The 16,688-nt window shown below is 75.5% G+C and carries 18 protein-coding genes; 9 read left to right on the top strand and 9 right to left on the bottom strand.

The features are described from left to right. Window positions 1-3 precede the first annotated feature (3 nt). A complete protein-coding gene (locus tag J4557_RS07600) occupies window positions 4-2,796 on the bottom strand; it encodes an ATP-binding protein (RefSeq protein WP_307799508.1) in 2,793 nt (930 codons plus the stop codon). Between the two features lie 135 nt (window positions 2,797-2,931). Between J4557_RS07600 and J4557_RS07605 the strand changes: the two genes are divergently transcribed. Together J4557_RS07605 and J4557_RS07610 are read left to right on the top strand one after the other, a co-directional pair. Then, complete coding sequence (locus J4557_RS07605) at window positions 2,932-3,414, top strand: pyridoxamine 5'-phosphate oxidase family protein (protein WP_208265706.1); 483 nt, start codon at window positions 2,932-2,934, stop codon at window positions 3,412-3,414. A 92-nt stretch (window positions 3,415-3,506) separates the two neighbouring features. After that, complete coding sequence (locus J4557_RS07610) at window positions 3,507-4,091, top strand: helix-turn-helix domain-containing protein (protein ID WP_243775406.1); 585 nt, start codon at window positions 3,507-3,509, stop codon at window positions 4,089-4,091. 34 nt (window positions 4,092-4,125) lie between these two features. On the opposite strand, the gene dnaN is transcribed toward J4557_RS07610, so the two are convergent. After that, window positions 4,126-5,277: a DNA polymerase III subunit beta gene (gene dnaN / locus J4557_RS07615; protein ID WP_372442454.1), complete on the bottom strand. Its 1,152-nt coding sequence runs from the start codon at window positions 5,275-5,277 to the stop codon at window positions 4,126-4,128. Window positions 5,278-5,420: 143 nt separating this feature from the next. Between dnaN and J4557_RS07620 the strand changes: the two genes are divergently transcribed. Then, the gene (locus tag J4557_RS07620) at window positions 5,421-5,951 is read left to right on the top strand and encodes a DUF3995 domain-containing protein (protein ID WP_208265708.1); all 531 of its coding nucleotides are present in this window, start codon (window positions 5,421-5,423) and stop codon (window positions 5,949-5,951) included. Here J4557_RS07620 and J4557_RS07625 read toward each other — a convergent pair. Genes J4557_RS07625 through J4557_RS07635 form a run of 3 tightly spaced genes read right to left on the bottom strand, consistent with a single transcriptional unit; the run spans window position 5,897 to window position 8,917 of the window. Next, window positions 5,897-6,406: a methylated-DNA--[protein]-cysteine S-methyltransferase gene (locus J4557_RS07625; RefSeq protein ID WP_208265709.1), complete on the bottom strand. Its 510-nt coding sequence runs from the start codon at window positions 6,404-6,406 to the stop codon at window positions 5,897-5,899. The two genes, J4557_RS07620 and J4557_RS07625, sit on opposite strands and share 55 nt — an antisense overlap. Window positions 6,407-6,421: 15 nt before the next feature. Further along, entirely contained in the window at window positions 6,422-7,894 is a 1,473-nt protein-coding gene (locus J4557_RS07630) for an AlkA N-terminal domain-containing protein (protein WP_208265710.1), read from the bottom strand. 30 nt (window positions 7,895-7,924) lie between these two features. Then, window positions 7,925-8,917: a DMT family transporter gene (locus J4557_RS07635; protein ID WP_208265711.1), complete on the bottom strand. Its 993-nt coding sequence runs from the start codon at window positions 8,915-8,917 to the stop codon at window positions 7,925-7,927. 215 nt (window positions 8,918-9,132) lie between these two features. Between J4557_RS07635 and J4557_RS07640 the strand changes: the two genes are divergently transcribed. Then, entirely contained in the window at window positions 9,133-9,495 is a 363-nt protein-coding gene (locus tag J4557_RS07640; RefSeq protein WP_208265712.1) for a nuclear transport factor 2 family protein, read from the top strand. Between the two features lie 60 nt (window positions 9,496-9,555). Here the strand turns inward: J4557_RS07640 and J4557_RS07645 are convergent, their stop codons facing one another. Continuing rightward, the gene (locus J4557_RS07645; protein WP_208265713.1) at window positions 9,556-10,317 is read right to left on the bottom strand and encodes an SDR family NAD(P)-dependent oxidoreductase; all 762 of its coding nucleotides are present in this window, start codon (window positions 10,315-10,317) and stop codon (window positions 9,556-9,558) included. Between the two features lie 22 nt (window positions 10,318-10,339). Next, complete coding sequence (locus tag J4557_RS07650; protein ID WP_208265714.1) at window positions 10,340-11,728, bottom strand: MFS transporter; 1,389 nt, start codon at window positions 11,726-11,728, stop codon at window positions 10,340-10,342. A 92-nt stretch (window positions 11,729-11,820) separates the two neighbouring features. On the opposite strand from J4557_RS07650, the gene J4557_RS07655 reads away from it, so the two are divergent. Continuing rightward, the gene (locus J4557_RS07655; RefSeq protein ID WP_208265715.1) at window positions 11,821-12,708 is read left to right on the top strand and encodes a helix-turn-helix domain-containing protein; all 888 of its coding nucleotides are present in this window, start codon (window positions 11,821-11,823) and stop codon (window positions 12,706-12,708) included. Window positions 12,709-12,751: 43 nt separating this feature from the next. On the opposite strand, the gene J4557_RS07660 is transcribed toward J4557_RS07655, so the two are convergent. Next, on the bottom strand, window positions 12,752-13,123 hold the full coding sequence (locus tag J4557_RS07660; RefSeq protein WP_243775407.1) for a YrdB family protein: 372 nt from the start codon (window positions 13,121-13,123) through the stop codon (window positions 12,752-12,754). Window positions 13,124-13,171: 48 nt separating this feature from the next. On the opposite strand from J4557_RS07660, the gene J4557_RS51570 reads away from it, so the two are divergent. After that, entirely contained in the window at window positions 13,172-14,317 is a 1,146-nt protein-coding gene (locus J4557_RS51570) for a methyltransferase (protein WP_208265716.1), read from the top strand. 115 nt (window positions 14,318-14,432) lie between these two features. Next, window positions 14,433-15,230 carry an SDR family NAD(P)-dependent oxidoreductase gene (locus tag J4557_RS07670; RefSeq protein WP_208265717.1) on the top strand — a complete coding sequence of 266 codons (798 nt, stop codon included), beginning with the start codon at window positions 14,433-14,435 and terminating at the stop codon, window positions 15,228-15,230. A 6-nt stretch (window positions 15,231-15,236) separates the two neighbouring features. Here J4557_RS07670 and J4557_RS07675 read toward each other — a convergent pair whose 3' ends face one another. Beyond that, on the bottom strand, window positions 15,237-15,626 hold the full coding sequence (locus J4557_RS07675; protein WP_243775408.1) for a nuclear transport factor 2 family protein: 390 nt from the start codon (window positions 15,624-15,626) through the stop codon (window positions 15,237-15,239). A gap of 90 nt (window positions 15,627-15,716) precedes the next feature. Between J4557_RS07675 and J4557_RS07680 the strand changes: the two genes are divergently transcribed. Then, on the top strand, window positions 15,717-16,175 hold the full coding sequence (locus tag J4557_RS07680; RefSeq protein WP_208265719.1) for a MarR family winged helix-turn-helix transcriptional regulator: 459 nt from the start codon (window positions 15,717-15,719) through the stop codon (window positions 16,173-16,175). After that, window positions 16,172-16,684, top strand: coding sequence for a GNAT family N-acetyltransferase (locus J4557_RS07685; RefSeq protein WP_208265720.1), 513 nt, complete (start codon window positions 16,172-16,174; stop codon window positions 16,682-16,684). Before J4557_RS07680 ends, J4557_RS07685 begins: the two co-directional genes overlap by 4 nt. The last annotated feature ends 4 nt before the right edge of the window (window positions 16,685-16,688 follow it).

The raw sequence follows: 16,688 nt of genomic DNA on the forward strand, positions 1-16,688 counted from the left end.
GCGCTACCGGACGGTCATGGGCGCGAGGCCGAGATCGGCGAGCGCGGCCTGCCCGGCGGCGGCGTGCCCGCCCCCGGCGAGCACCAGCGTGCGGGCCGCCTGGTAGCGGCAGCCCGCCGCCTCGAACGCCGCCGCCGCGGCGAGCTGGCGCGGCACGTCGCCGTCGAGCAGCGCCTCCGCCCGGTCCACCTGGGCGGAGGCGACCGGGTTGCCGGCGACCACGGTCCGGGCGGCGGCGATCCGGTCCCGGGCGGCGGCGTGCCCGGCGAGCACCGCCGCCTCCGCCCGCAGCGCCGCGTACCAGTGCAGCCACACCCAGCAGACCCACTTCCACACCTCGCCGGGCGCGGGAGCGACGCGGTCCAGCGCCGCGGCGGCGTCGCCGTGGTGGAGCCGGACCATGGCGTCGAAGACCGCGCCGTATCCGAGGCGGTGGTCCGCCTCCGGACCGGCCTCGTCGACGATCGCGAGCCACGCCTTCCGGGCGCCGGCGTCGCCGCGCAGGCCGTGGATCATCGCGACGGACGCGGCGGCGGGGCCGAGCGAGCGCGTCCGCAGCCGCCCGCTCTGCTCCCACGCGTCGCGGAACCGCAGGCTGCCGGCGAGGACGTCGCCGGCGTTCCCCGCGAACGCGTCCGCGACCAGCAGCCAGGACGTGGCGTGGTGGCCCGCCTCGGCCAGCAGCGGATGCCCGGCGAGGCGCCCGCCGAACCGGCGCGCGTCCGGCAGCTCGCCCACCCCGACGCAGGTCCCGGCGGCCATCGCGAGCGCGTCCATCAGCTCGTGGGTCTCGGCCGGCCCGGACGGCTCGGCCGGCAGCAGGCCGATCCGGCGCCGGGCCGCGGCCGCCGCACCGAAGGAGTCGCCCGCCCAGCTCAGGGCGCCGGAGAGCGCGTCGAGGGCGGCGGACTCCGCCACCGGGTCGCCCGCGCGCCGGGCCAGCTCGACCGCCCGTTCGGCCTCCCCGACCGTCTCCTGCGCGGGATTCTCCGGATCCCCCTGGACGGAGCCGAACGCGTCCGCGAGCACCGCCGCCTCGGCCAGCGCGACGGCCGCCCCGGCGCCCGCGTCGTCGCCGGACAGCGCGCGCGCCTCCGCGAGCATGGCGGTCACCTCGTCCACGCGCGGGACGTGCTCGAACGAGCTGGAGAAGCGGTACGCGACGGTCGCGGCCGTCGCCAGGTCGCGTCCGGCGCCGGCGGAGTCCCCGGCCCGGCGGGCGGACTCGGCGGCGGCGCGGTACAGGCGGAACATCTCGCCGTCCACGCTGCGGCACCCGGCGACGGCGGCTGCCTGCCGCAGCGCGGCGGCGGCCTCGGCGCCGCCGGCGAGCCCGGCGGCCTGCTCGAACCGCTGCTGCGCCTCGCCGAGCAGCGTGCGCGCGAAGGCCAGCTCGCCCATCGAGCGGGCGAGACGGCAGGCGTCCGCGCGGTGTTCCGGCTGGTCGGAGGCCCAGGTGAGGGCGGCCCGCAGGTCCTCGGCGACGGCGTCGAACCGGACGCGCCAGTCCGCGCCGCCGGTGCCGGACAGGGCGCCGGCGGCGGCCAGGCACCACGCCAGATGGCGCGACCGGACGTCCGCCGCCTCGCCCGCGCCGGCGAGCCGCTCCGTGCCGTACTGGCGGATCGTCTCCAGCGCGTGGTAGCGGGTGCCGGTCTCCGACGGCGCCACCGAGAGGAGGCTCTGCTCGGCGAGGCGGCCGAGCCCGTCGACGACCGCAGCCGGGTCCAGCGGGCCGAACCCGGCGACGTCCGCCGCGGCCTCCGCGGTGAACGGCGCGACGAACACCGACACCCGGCGCAGCAGCGCCCGGTCCTCCGGCTCCAGCAGGTCGTGGCTCCAGTCCAGCACCGCCCGCACCGACCGGTGCCGGTCGTCCGCGCGGGACCCGCCGGTGAGGATCCGCAGCTGGTCGGAGAGCCCGGCGGTCAGGCCGTCCAGGCCGAGCGTCGCCCACCGCGCCGCCGCCAGCTCGATCGCCAGCGCCATGCCGCCGAGCCGCTCGCAGACGGCCAGGACCCCCTCGCTCACCGCCGGGCCCGGCGGCCACCCGACCGCCGCCGCCCGGTCCATGAACAGCGCCACCGCGTCCGACTCGTCGCCGCCCTCCCGCGACAGCGGCGGGACCGGCACCACCCGCTCGAACGGCACCATCAGCCGGGCCCGGCTCGTCACGAGCACCCGCAGCCGCGGGCAGGCCGCCAGGAGCCGCTCCACGAACGGCGCGACGCCGTCGCGCACGTGCTCGCAGTTGTCCAGCACCAGCAGCGCCCGGCGGTCCGCCAGCGCGGCCGGCACCGCGTCGTCGATGCCGCGGCCCGGCTGCTCGCCGACGCCCACGGCCGCCGCGACAGCCGCCCCCACCCGGCCCGGCTCGGTGACCGGGACGAGGTCGGCGAACCACACGCCGTCGGGGAAGTCGCCCGCCATGTCCGCCGCCACGGCCAGCGCCAGCCGCGTCTTGCCCACCCCGCCCGGGCCGGCCACGGTCACCAGCCGGTGCGCCCGCACCGCGCCGGCCAGCTCGCCGCGCTCCCGGGCCCGGCCGATGAACGCGGTCAGCGGCGCCGGCAGCGCGGGCGCCGCCTGCGCCTCCTCGGCGCGCGCGACCTCGGCGGCGTGCCGGGCGAGCGCCCGCCGGTCCGGGAGCCGCAGCTTGCGCAGCAGCGACGAGACGTGCGACTCGACGGTGCGCACGGAGATCACCAGCCGTGCGGCGATCTCCGCGTTGCTGAGGTGCTCCCCGAGCAGCGCGAGCACCTCGGCCTCCCGGGCCGACACCGCTGGACTGGACACCGGTTCATTATCCGTGGTCGTTTCCGTGACCGGCACGGAGGCGGCCCGCGCCCCGGCGGGGAGAGGCTGGGACCACGCCGGCCGGCCCGGCGCGACGCCCGGGCCGGTCACGAACCCACGACCACCGGAGCGACCATGACCAGCCCTTCCGAGCAGGAGACCCGGACCGTTCCCGAACCCCGGTCCCGCGCCCGGCGCCGCGGCGACACCGAGCACCGCCTCGCCCACGACGTGGACGTCTGGGTGGCCACCGCCTCGCCCGACGGCGTCCCGTACCTGGTGCCGCTGTCCTTCGACTGGGACGGGGAGGCGCTGCTGATGGCCACCCCGGCCGGCAGCCCGACCGGCCGGAACCTCGCCGCCGCCCGCACCGTCCGGCTCGGCCTCGGCCCCACCCGCGACGTCACCGTGATCGACGGGGACGTGGAGGCCCTCGACCTGGACGCGCTGCCGCGCGAGCGGGCCGACCTGTTCGCCGAGCGCACCGGCTTCGACCCGCGCACGTCGGCCGGCGCGTACCGCTGGTTCCGCGTCACCCCGCGCCGCGTCCAGGCGTGGCGGGAGGTGAACGAGCTGCCCGACCGCGACCTGATGCGCGACGGCCACTGGCTGCCCTGACGCCGCGGAGGGCCCGCCGGGACGCCGGCGACCGGTGATGGTGGGATCGTGGAGGGCGTCGGATCACGGGCCGTGCGGGCGGGAGGCCGGGGTTGAGCGGGCAGGAGAACGGGTCGGGCGGGCAGCAGGCGATCGGCGAGGCCGTCGCGCGGACCGTCCGGGCGCTGCGGGCGGGGCACGGCTGGAGCCTGGACGAGCTGGCCGGGCGGTCCGGCGTCAGCAAGGGCGTGCTGGTCGGGCTGGAGCAGGGGCGCGGCAACCCCAACCTCGGCACGCTCATCCGGATCTCCGACGCGCTCGGCGTCCCGCTGACCCGGCTGGTGCAGGTGGAGGAGGAGCCGCCGGTGCGGGTGTTCCGCCCGGAACGGCACGTCGTGCTGTGGGAGGGCGCGAACGGCGGGACGGGCACGCTGCTCGCGGGCAGCGATCCGCGGCCGTCGCTGGAGCTGTGGCGGTGGGAGCTGCGGCCCGGCGAGGTCCGCGAGAGCGACGCCCACGTCCCCGGCACCAAGGAGATCGTCTACGTGGAGGCGGGCACGCTGACGCTCGGCGTGGACGGCCGCACCGACCTGCTGGAGGCGGGGACGGCCGCCGTGTTCGTCGGCGACCGCCCGCACTCCTACGGCAACGCCGCCGTCGGCGACCTGCGGTTCGTCCTGGCCGTCCTCGACCTCTGACCCGCCGGGCACGGGGCTCCGGCGGCGGGCGGGGTCAGGCGGAGAGGCGGACGGGCATGGCGAGGTAGCGGAAGCCGGTGTCGGACGGGGCGTCGGCGGGCGGCTCCTCGCCGTCCTTCCGGTCGGGGATGCCGGTGAGCAGCGCGGCCTTGGTCGGGCCGGCGCATTCCAGGCGGGCGTACTCGGTGTCGATGCCGGCGAGGCCGTCCAGCAGGTACTGGGGCGCGAACGCGATGTCGATGTCGTCGCCGGACAGCTCGACGCCGAGGCTCTCGTTGGCGCGGGCGGCGTCGCCGGACGCGGCGCGGACGCGGACCTCGCCGGCGGTGAACCCGAGCCGGATCGGGGTGCCGCGCTCGGTGACCAGCGCGACCCGCTTGATCGCCTCGACGAACGGCGCGGTGCGGATCTCCGCGACCGACGACCAGTCGCCGGTGAGCCGGGACCGGTAGTTGATGTACTGGTCGTCGAGGAGGCGGCTGGTCATGCTGCGGCCGCCGCCGGAGACGCCGATCAGGGTGTCGGCGGCGCCGGTGAGGTCGAGGGCGACCTCGGCGCCGGGGCGGATGGCCTTGGCGGTGTCGGCGAGGGTGCGGGCGGGCACGACGACGCCGGCGGTGAACCCGGCCTCGGCGGGCGACCAGGTCAGCTCGCGGGCGGCGATGCGGTACCGGTCGGTGCAGGCGAGCCACATGGTGTCGCCGTCGATGTCGATGCGGACCCCGGTGAGCATGGGGAGGGTGTCGTCGCGCCCGGCGGCCGGGACGACCTGGGCGACGGCGGCGGCGAACAGGTCGCCGGGGACGGTGCCGGCGCGCGCGGGCGGCTCGGGCAGCGTCGGGTAGTCCTCGACGGGCAGGGTGAGCAGGCCGAACTCGGCGGGGCCGCAGCGGACGACGACCTCGGCGCCCTTGGTGGTGAACTCCACGGGCTGCGCGGGCAGGCTCCGGACGATCTCGGCGAGGAGCCGGCCGGGGACGAGGGCGCGGCCGGGCTCGGCGACCTCGGCGTCGACGCGCGCGCGGGTGGACGCCTCGTAGTCGAATCCGGCGAACGTGAGCCCGCCGTCGGCGGCGGCCTCGACGAGCATGCCGGCGAGGACGGGCAGCGCGGGGCGCGCGGGCAGCGTCCGCGCCGCCCACGCCACGGCCTCGGCGAGCGTTTGACGGTCGACTCGGAACTCCACCTTGGTCTGCCTTTCCACGTTTCGCGTGCTCTCCGAGCACGGTAACTCCCGACTCTGACAGAACGGTGATTCCCCCGTTCGGGGGAGGTGCCCGCGACCGGCGGGGGAAGGCCGGGCGGCCGGGCGCGCCGGAGGATGGGGGCATGAGCGACGCAGTGGCTTTCCGCAAGGCGGCCCGCAGGTTCCCGGTCGGCGCGTACGCGGCGGCGGCATGGGCGGTGCTGTTCGCGCTGGTGCACGTCTACTGGCTGGCGGGTGGCCGGGCCGGGCTCCCGGCGGGGCAGAGCCTGTTCGACAACGTGCCGTTGCTGGTCGTGGACGTGGCGGCGATCCCGTTGTCGCTGGCCGGGGCCGTCCTGGCGCTGGCGCTCGTCCGGCCGTGGGGCGCGCGGATCTCGCGGCGGTGGCTGAGCCTGGGCGTCTGGGGGACGGCCGGGCTGCTGCTGGTGCACGCGCTGCCGACGGTCCCGGACTGGGTCGGCCTGGCCGCCGGCACCGAGGCCGCGGGGGATCTCGGCGCCGACGAGCGGTTCATCACGCTGCTGTACGAGCCGTGGTTCTTCGCGGGCGGGGTCCTGTTCGTCCTGGCCGGGCTGGCGTTCCGGGGGAGCCCGGTGGCTCAGAAGAGCGCCGCCTCGACGCTGCGGGTCCCCCGCTCGAAGTCGAGGAGGTAACGCTTGCGGTCGAGGCCGCCGCCGTAGCCGGTGAGGCTTCCGGTGGAGCCGACGACACGGTGGCACGGGACGATGACGCCGACCGGGTTCTTGCCGTTGGCGAGGCCCACGGCCCGGGACGCGCTGGGCTTGCCGAGTTCGACGGCGAGTTCCCCGTAGGTGGTGGTCTCGCCGTAGGGGATCTCCTGGAGGGCGGCCCAGACCCGTCCCTGGAAGGGAGTGCCGCGCAGGTCGAGCGGAAGGTCGAACGCGGTCAGCTCTCCGGCGAAGTAGGCGGCGAGCTGCTCGGCGGTGGCGGCGAACGGTTCGGCTCCGGGGTCTCCCGGGGCGCCGAAGGACTCCTGTGGCGGACGGTGCCGCTGGTTCACCATGTAGAGGCCGCACAGTGCGCCGTCTATGGCGACCAGAGTGAGCGGCCCGACGGGACTGTCCACGACGACGTGCGTCGGTTCCATGGGTACGTCTCCTGGTCAGTTGGCGGGGAGAAAGTTGATGGGGTGGTCGCTGGTGGCCCACAGGTACTGCACGGCGTAGGCGCGCCATGGGCGCCACCGTGCGGCGTGGGCGGTGAGAGCCGCCGGTGTGGTCGGGAGGCCCAGGGCCTTGGCGGCGTACTTGATGCCGAGGTCGCCCGCGATGAACGCGTCGGGGTCTCCCAGCGCGCGCATGGCGATCGTCTCGACCGTCCAGGGGCCGAAGCCGGGGAGGGCGTAGAGACGCGTCCGGGCCTCGTCCCAGTCGCTTCCCACACCGAGGTCGATCTCGCCGTTGGCGAGCGCGTCCACGAGGGTGGTGAGGGTGGTGCGGCGGGTCTTGGGGAAGGCGAGCGCCTCGGGGTCCAGTTCCGCGAGCGCGGCCGGGGTCGGGAAGAGGTGGGTGAGGCCGCCGCCCGGGTCGGTGACGGGGTCGCCGTAGGCGGTGACGAGGCGCGCCGCGTGTGTGCGCGCGGCGGCGACGGAGACCTGCTGCCCGAGCACGGCACGGACGGCGAACTCCGGGGCGTCCATCGTGCGCGGGACACGGCGTCCGGGTGATTTGTCGACAAGCGGTGCCATGGCGGGGTCCGCCCGGAGCAGGTCGTCGACGGCCACGGGGTCGGCGTCGAGGTCGAGCATCCAGCGGCAGCGGCTGATCGCGATGGTGAGGTCGCGCAGGTCGCTCAGCGTCAGGGTGCAGGCGACGTGGTCGGGACGCGGGCTCAGGGCGGCGATGCCGTGCCCGTGGGGGAGCCGCATGGTGCGGCGGAACGCGCCGTCCCGCCACTCCTCGACGCCGGGGACGGCGGTGGCGGCGAGGTGCCCGAACAGGTTGTCGGGGCACAGCGGCGCGCGGAACGGCAGCCGCAGCGACAGCGTTCCCGAGCCGGCGGGCGGGTGGCCCTTGGCGACGCGGTCGCGCAGCTGGGTCGGGGTGAGCGCGAACACCTCCCGGACGGTGTCGTTGAACGCGCGGATGCTGGCGAATCCGGCCGCGAACGCGATGTCGCCCATGGGCAGCGGCGTCGTCTCGATGAGCAGCCGGGCGGTCTGGGCCCGTTGCGCGCGCGCGAGCGCGAGCGGCCCCGCGCCGAGTTCGGCGTTGAGCTGCCGTTCGATCTGGCGGGTGCTGTAGCCGAGGCGCCCCGCGAGGCCGGGCACGCCCTCGCGGTCGACGACGCCGTCCGCGATCAGCCGCATGGCGCGGGCGACGACGTCCGCGCGGTGATTCCATTCGGGGGAGCCGGGGCTGGTGTCGGGCCGGCAGCGCTTGCAGGCGCGGAACCCGGCCTGCTGCGCGGCGGCGGCGCTGGGGTAGAACCGCATGTTCTCGGGCTTCGGCGGCACGACCGGGCAGCTCGGGCGGCAGTAGATCCCGGTGGTGACGACCCCGGTGAAGAACCACCCGTCGAAGCGGGCGTCCTTCGACCGGACGGCCCGCACGCATCTTTCCACGTCCTCGTGCATGCCTCCAGCATCACCCATGGTCAGGCATGCTCACTGGCAGAAAAACGACATCATCCCCCGGGGGGCGGGACGGCCCGCGAAGGCATAGAGGACGACCCCGAGCGCGATCGCGGCGATGCCCGTCCATGCTACGGCGCCGGGCGGGTCCGTGGCGGTGAACAGCGGTTCCAGCAGGGCGACGAACACCACCTCGGCGGCCTGCGTGGCCTCCACCGCGGCGAGCCGGAGCGGGTGCCGGCGGACGCGGTGCGTCGCGGCGAAGAACAGCGACGTCGCGATCACGCCGGAGCTCACCGCGACGACCAGGCTCGCGAGGAGCTGCCCGGACGTCGGCGCTCCCGCCCGGACGCCCCCGGCCGCGGCGACGGCGAGCCAGAACGGCAGGCTGCCGACCGACATGGCCAGCAGCCGCTGGAAGGTGTCCAGCCGGGCCCCGGCCAGCTCCATCGTCCGGCGGTTCCCGACCGGGTAGGCGACGGCGGCGACCAGCACGACCGCGGCGCCGCCCGCCGCCCCCGCGGGCGTCCCGCCGTGCCCGCCGACCTGGCTGAGGAACACCCCGGCGAGGATCAGCAGCGACAGCGCGGCGCCCCGGCCGGGGATCCGGCCGCGCTCGTCGTCGTACAGCAGCGGCGCGAGGAGCATCCCGCAGACGATCGTGACCTGCCAGGTCGCGGCGACCGTCCAGCCGGGCGCGAGGTCGGCGGCCAGGCACAGCGGGGCGTAGAAGAACCCGAATCCGACGGTGCTCCACAGCGTCCACGGCAGCGGGTCGGCGCGCAGCGCGCGCAGGACGGGCCGGACGCCGCCGCGCGCCCCGACGATCGCGAGGAGGATCGGCAGCGAGAAGAGGAAGCGGAGCGCGCCGGTCCACTCCCAGGCGCCGCCGCCGACCGCCATCATCCGGTTCGCGATGAACGAGGCGGAGAAGAACAGCGCGCCGAGCACGCCCAGGCCGATGGAGGCGGTCGCGCCCGCGCGTCCGGTCGCGCGCAGGGGGTGCGCGGGGGCCTCGGCGGTCACTGCTGGAACGTTCCTTCCCAGGTGCGGGTCCGTCCCCGCGGGGCGGCCGTCGCGGGCCCGCCCGGGGTTTCGCAGCCCGACACTATCCGGCACCAAGGCGGGCGAATCAGGTCGGACCCCGCATGACCTCCCAGGTAATCGATCTTCGGACGCCGGCACGGCACCGTAGAGATCACCGGGGCGGACGAACCCGGACGGACGACAGGAGAACCGAGATGAGCGACGTTCAGCAGCGGGTCGAGCAGTACCTGGCCGCCTGGAACGAGACCGACCCCGCCGCCCGCCGCGCCGCGATCGACGCGCTGTGGACCGAGAACCCCATCTACGTCGACCCGCTCGGCGTCGCCGAGGGCCGCGACGCGATCGACGCGTTCATCGCCGCCGCGCAGGGCCAGTTCGCCGGCCTGGTGTTCCGGGCGGCGGGCGCGGTCGACGCCCACCACAACGTGGCCCGGTTCACCTGGGAGCTCGGCCCCGAGGGCGGCGAGGCGATCGTGGTCGGCTTCGACGTGGCGACCTTCGACGACGACGGCCGCTTCGACCGCGTGACCGGCTTCCTCGACAAGGTCCCCGCCTGAAGGACGGGGATGGGCCGGGCACCCCGCGCCCGGCCCATCGCCTTGCGGTCCCCGCCGCGTTCAGAGCTGCCGGAGGGCTCCCCCGTCGACGGCCCATTCGGCGCCCGTCACCTGGGCGGACAGCGGCGACAGCAGGAACGCGATGACGCGCGCCACGTCCTGCGGCGCGCCGAGCCGTCCGGTCGGCAGCCGGCGCTCCTCCCGGACGAACCGGTCGATCGCCTCCTCCACCGGCAGCCCGTACTGCGCCGACAGCTGCTCGGCGAACCCGCCGGGCTCGTCCCACAGCCGGGTGCGGGTGGGGCCCGGCGAGACGACGTTGGACCGGATGCGGCACCGGCCGAACTCCCCCGCCAGCGTCTTCGACACCGACAGCAGCGCCGTCTTGGACGCCGCGTAGTCGACCAGCGGGGTGTCGGGGAACCGCCCCGCCTCGCTGGACACGTGCACCAGGCTGCCCGCGCCCTGGTCGATCAGCGCGGGGAGCGCGGCGCGCGCCATCCGGACGGCGGCGTGGAAGTTCAGCTCGAACGTGGCGTGCCACTGGTCGTCGGTGACGTCCAGGAAGCCGATCCGCGAGTCGAGCGCCCCGGCGTTGTTGACGAGGCCGTCGAGGCGGCCGTGCCGGTCGAGCGCCGCGTCCACGATCCGCTGCGCGGCGGACGGGTCGGTGAGGTCGGCGGCGACGCCGTCCCCGCGCGGGGTGCGGGCGACGCCGACGACCTGCGCGCCCTCGTCCGCGAGGAGCCGCGCGGTCGCCTCACCGATCCCGGCGGAGGCGCCGGTCACGATGAACACCCTTCCGGCGAGTTCGAGATCCATCGGATTCGTCCCTTCCAGGAGTTCAGGAGCGGCGGAGGAACAGCCCGACGAGGGCGCCGCCCGCGACCGCGATGAGCGCGTTGACCAGCGTCGCGGCGTGCACGCCGCCGAGGACGGAGGCGTGCGCCGTGGCGACGGCGCTCATCACCGGGATGCCGAGGGTGATCGCGACCTGCTGCGTCATGGTGGCGAGGCCGGTCGCGAGGCCCTGCTCGCCGTCCGGCAGCCCGGACGTCGCGGTCCCCATGAACGCGACGATCGCGACGAGGTTCCCGAACCCGCCGATCGCGGTCGCGGCGAGCATCAGCGGCAGCGCCGAGCGCTCCGCGCCGAGGCCGAGCAGCGCGGCCGTCGCGGCGGCCTGCAGGACGAGCCCGCCGACGAGCGTCGCCCGGCCGCCGAACCGGCCCATGATGCGCGGCGCGGCGACGCCGCCCGCGAACGTCCCGGCGCCGAGGACGCCGAGCGCGAGGCCGGTGGTCAGCGGCGAGAAGTCGAGGACCTGCTGCAGGTAGAGGGTCATCAGGAACACCAGCGACGTCTCGGTGGCGAACGCCACGAACCCGCCCGCGTTGCCCCAGCTCACGCTGCGCCGGGTCAGCACGTTCAGCGGCGCGAGCGGAGCCGGGGAGCGCCGCTCCACCAGCACGAACGCGACCAGCAGGACGGCGGCGGCGGCCAGCGCGGCCAGCGCGACCGGGTCGCCCCAGCCGTGCTGCCCGGCGGTCGTGATCCCGTAGACGAGGGCGAGGAGGCCGCCGGTGACGGTGACCGCGCCGGGGACGTCCAGCCGCGCGCCGTCCCGCGACCGGCTCTCGGCGACCAGCGCCGGCGTCACCGCCAGGATCAGCACCGCGACCGGCACGTTGACCAGGAACGCCCAGCGCCAGCTCAGCAGGTCGGTGAGCACGCCGCCGAGCACCGCGCCGACGGTGAACCCGGCGGACATCAGCGCGCCGCTCAGCCCGAGCGCCCGCGTCCGCAGCGGCCCCTCCGGGAACGAGGTGGTCAGCAGCGACAGCGCCGCGGGCGTCGCGATCGCGGTCGCGAGGCCCTGCAGGACGCGGCCGGCCAGCAGTATCCCGGGCGACGCGGCGAGCCCGCCGACCAGCGAGCCGGCGGCCAGCAGCGCCATCCCGGCGAGCAGCATGCGGCGGCGTCCGGCCAGGTCGGCGACGCGTCCGAACAGCAGCGTGAACCCGGCGGCGGGCAGCGCGAACGCCGTCGCGATCCACTGCAGCTGCCCGAGGCCGAAGCCGAGGCCCCGGCCGACCACGGGAAGCGCCACGTTGAGGATGGAGAAGTCGATGGCGAGCATGAACTGCGCGCCGAGCAGCAGGGTCAGGATCAGCTTGTGCCGCGGCGACATCCGCTCGGGGGCGGTCACCGCGGCGCTCGTGAGAACGCTCATGGCAGCGACTCTCGCGCCGCGCCGCGCGCACACCCAGCCCCCGCCCGTTCGTACCACCGTCAGTGGCAGGATCACCGGATAGCCTCACCGGCATGGCGCGCAACACCGAACTCGGCGAGTTCCTCAAGTCGCGGCGGGCCCGGCTGCGCCCCGAGGACGCCGGGGTCACCACCTACGGGACCCGCCGCCGCGTCCCGGGCCTGCGGCGCGAGGAGCTGGCGCAGCTCGCGGGCGTGAGCGTCGCCTACTACATCCGGCTGGAGCAGGGCACCGCGGACGGGGTGTCCGCCGAGGTCCTCGACGCGATCTCGCGGGCGCTGCGGCTGGACGCCGACGAGCACGCCCACCTGCACCGCCTCGCGCACCCGCCGCGCCGGCCCCGCCCGCACGCGCCCGCCCGGCTGCGCCCGCCGCTGCAGCACCTGCTCGACTCGATCACCCACGCGCCCGCGTACGTCGTCGGGCACTACACCAACGTCGTCGCGTGGAACCGGCTCACCGCCGCGATCTTCGTGGACCTCGCGAACGTCCCGCCGGACGAGCGGACCTGGTCGCACCAGATCCACCTCAACGCCGACTACCGGGCGCGGCTCGGCGACAACTGGACCACCGTCGCCCGCCGCAACGTCGCCTACCTGCGCTTCCGCTCCGGTCAGGACCCGGACGACCCGCACCTGCGCGCGCTCATCGACGACCTGCGCGCGCGCAGCCCGGAGTTTCGGCGGCTGTGGTCGGCGCACCACGTCACAGACCTGACGCACGGCGAGGCCCGGATCGACCATCCCGGCGTCGGGCGGCTCGTCCTGCCGTTCGAGACGCTGCACCTGCCCGGCGATCCCGAGCTCAGCCGCCTGATGCTGTACGCGGCCGAGCCCGGCTCGCCGTCGGAGGCGGCGCTGCGCGCGCTCGCCGAGACGTCCCGTCACCTGTCCAGCGCCGACCTCGCCGCCACCGAGGAACTCGCGGAAGCCGCCGACTGACCCGGCCGGTTCCCGCCCCCGTAGAGGCGTGGCGGGATTCAGCTCATCGGGCGGCGGTGCGGAAGGCGGCGTCGCGGTCGAGGGTGGCGAGGGCGGTGTTGAGAAGCGCGACGACGGCGAACCCGACCGCGAGGGCCGACCGCCCCACGCCGTACAGCGCGAGCGCCCCGGCGCCGAAGACGACCGCCTTCACCAGCAGGACGAACGGCAGCGCGACCTTGAAGCGGGCGCGGGGCGCGGCGAACATGCCCCACAGGACCATCGCGGCCACCGGCGTCCCCAGGCCGAGGACGATGTGCACGATCACGTTCCCGCCCGCCGTGAAGCCCCACCACGCCAGCGCGGCCAGCGCGGCGAGCTCCAGGAGGAAGGCCAAGCCCTCGTTCAGCACGTGCAACGGACCTGGTAGGCGCATGGGGGTGATCGTCCCACCTGTCCCGTCGCCGCCGCTACCCTGCTCGGTGTGGACGAGCGGACCGTGATCGGCTGGCGCGAGGACGGCCGGGACCGCTCGGCGCGGTGGCGGTCGGAGAGCGGCGCCGCCCCGCCCCGCCGCGTGGTGGTCACCGACGACGCGACGCGCGCGGACGAGGCGTACCGGCTGGCGTGCGAGGGGACGGCGCTGCTGTGGCGCGGCGACTTCCAGAACGCGCGGCAGCTGCTCGCGGCGATGGCGCGGCGGGCCGACCGGACGCCGCGCAAGCGCAGGCGGAAACCCGAACCGTCGCAGGTGCAGGCGTTCCACCTCTACCGGCAGGCGCGCGCGCAGCGCGCCCGGACGCTCGGCATGCTGCTCATCCCCTTCGAGGCCGGTCACACGATCCCCTTGCGGCGGGCGCCGGACGTGGCGCAGGCGTGCACGGAGGCGTACGGGCCGGACGACGAGCCTTACGTCATGTCCCTGCGGGAGCTTCTCGGCCTCATCGGCGCGCACGAATGGCGCGAGAAGGGCGTTCCGATCCCCGCGCTGGGAGGCGACCGCATCCACCCGCACTACGGGGTGTTCTCCCCTGTGCGGGGCGAGTACGTCGACCTGGTCGCGCAGGCGCCGCTGCCCGCGACCACGGTCGCGTTCGACATCGGCACGGGAACCGGTGTGCTCGCCGCGGTGCTGGCACGCCGGGGAGTGCGGCGCATCGTCGCGACCGACCAGGACCCGCGCGCGCTCGCGTGCGCCCAGGAGAACATCGAGCGGCTGGACGTGGCGAAGCACGTCGAACTCGTCGAGGCCGACCTGTTCCCGGCGGGACGCGCCCCGCTCGTCGTGTGCAACCCGCCGTGGGTTCCGGGGAAGCCGGCCACGCCGCTGGAACGCGCCGTGTACGACCCGGAGAGCCGGATGCTCCGCGGTTTCCTCACCGGCCTCGCGGACCGCCTGGAACCGGGCGGCGAGGGCTGGCTGATCCTGTCCGACCTGGCCGAGCACCTCGGCCTGCGCACCCGCGACGAGCTGCCGCGGCTGGTCGACGCGGCCGGCCTGGCCGTCGCCGGGCGCCTCGACGCGCGCCCCGCGCACCCGCGCGCCGCCGATCCGGACGACCCGCTCCACGCGGCCCGCTCGTCCGAGACCACGTCGCTGTGGCGGCTCGTGGCCGCGCGGCCCCGCTGACCTTCGAGACGCTCGGCACGCAGGTCGACGCGCCCGGGGCGTCCAGCCTGTTGGTCCGGATACCAGGCTGGGCGCGCCCTGGTTACGACCGCCGCCCGCCGAGCACCATGGGATCATGCGTCCCATCGACCAGCAGACCATCCTGATCACCGGCGCGACCGACGGCCTCGGCCGCGCCCTGGCCGCCGAGCTCGCCGCCGAGGGCGCGACGGTCCTGGTGCACGGCCGCGACGACCGGCGCGGCGAGGAGACCCTCAAGGAGATCGGCGGCAGGGCGTCCTGGTACCGGGCGGACCTGTCGTCGCTCGCCGAGACCCGCGCGCTCGCCGAGGCGGTCCGCGCCGACCACCCCCGGCTGGACGTCCTGGTCAACAACGCGGGCATCGGCAGCGCCGGACCGCGCCGCGAGAGCGCCGACGGCCACGAGCTGACCTTCCAGGTCAACTACCTGTCCGGGTACCTGCTGACCCGGCTGCTGCTGCCCACGCTGACCGCGTCGGCGCCGGCCCGGATCGTCAACGTCAGCAGCCTCGGCCAGACCGCCATCGACTTCGACGACCCGATGATCACCCGCGGCTACAGCGGGACGCGGGCGTACTGCCAGAGCAAGCTCGCGCAGATCCTGTTCACCATCGACCTGGCCGGCGAGCTGGCCGGGACGGGCGTCACCGCGAACGCCCTGCACCCGGCCACCTACATGCCGACGAAGATGGTCGCCTCGCCGATCAGCACGCTGGAGGAGGGCGTCCGCGCGACGCACCGGCTCGTCACCGATCCGGCGCTCGACGAGGTGTCCGGCCGGTTCTTCGACGGGCTGCGCGAGTCCCGCGCCGACGGCCAGGCGTACGACCCGCGGGCCCGCGCCCGCCTCCGCGAGCTGTCCGAGCAACTCACCTCATTCACCTCGCCCTGACCGGGGTCAGGCGGCCCGCAGGTCCCAGATCAGGGTCGAGCGGACGCCGGCGATGCGCCAGCCGTCCGGCGTCCGCGCGGCCTGGAGGTCGTAGCGCTCGCCGATCATGCGCGGGCCGTCCTCGTGCGCGAAGACGACCAGCAGGTTGGCGCCGATGGCGGCGCGGTCGCCGTCGACCTCGATGAGCGGGTTCGTGACGAAGTGCTGGGTCGGGACGGTGTGGTTGCGGCGGGCCTGCGCGGCGAGCGCGTCGGCCCCCTTGGACGTCCCGCCGGGCGTCGTGACCTCGGCGTCCTCGGTGAAGACCGCGCGCGGGTCGTCGAACCGCTTGCCGTCCAGCCACTGGCCGAGCCGCCCGATCAGGTCGGTGAGCTCGTCGCGGTCGCGCTGTTCCATGACTCCTCCTAGATTCATTGGCATGGCCAACGTTGGTAGAGCCAACAGTACAGCTATTCATTGGTGCTGCCAACAAGTAGACTGGCCCGCATGATCACCGACGACGCCCGGCAGCCCGAACGGCTCCGGCACGCCGCCAGCTGGCTGATCAACCAGGTGTCCGCGCACAGCCACCGGCTCGTCGCCGACCGCTTCGCCGCCGCCGGCGCCCGCGGCTACCACTACCGGCTGCTCGCCACGCTGGAGGAGTACGGCCCGGCCAGCCAGGCCGACCTCGGCCGCCGCGCCGCCATCGACCGCAGCGACGTCGTCGCCGCGCTCAACCAGATGGCCGACAAGAAGCTCGTCGAGCGCGCCCCCGACCCCGCCGACCGGCGCCGCAACATCATCACGCTCACCCCCGCCGGCCGCAGCCACCTGCGCGAACTCGACCGCGTCCTCGCCGGCATCCAGGACGAGCTGCTCGCGCCGCTGTCCCCGCCGGAACGCGCCCGCTTCACCGAGATGCTCGCCCGCGTCAGCGAACACCACGCCGGGAACCGCCCATGACCTCGACCCTCCGCTTCGTCGAACTCCCGCCCCCGGTGATGACCGCGCTGCTGGACGGCGACCTCCCGACCGCCTCCGCCCTCGCCGGAGCCCCCCTCACCGCGTACTTCCTCACCGAGGACGCGAAATGGCTGTGGCGGTACCGGCTCGACCAGCTGGAACGGTCCCCCGAGGACGCCGCCTGGATCGTCCGCGCCGCCGTCGCCGAACCCGAGGGCGCCGTCGTCGGCCACACGGGCTTCCACTCCGCGCCCGACGAGAACGGCACCGTCGAGATCTCCTACTCCGTCGCCCCCGCCCACCGGCGTCGCGGACACGCCACCGCGATGCTCGCCGCGCTCCTCGCCCGGGCCGCCGCCGAACCGTCCGTCCGGACCGTCCGGGCCACGATCAGCCCCGACAACGCCGCGTCCCTGGCGACGCTCGCCGGCAACGGATTCCGCCACGTCGGCGAGCAGTGGGACGAACGCGACGGCCGCGAGCTCATCTTCGAACGCCCCGCCCGCTGAGACC

This window comes from Actinomadura nitritigenes, from assembly GCF_017573545.1.
Classification (GTDB): Bacteria; Actinomycetota; Actinomycetes; order Streptosporangiales; family Streptosporangiaceae; genus Spirillospora; species Spirillospora nitritigenes.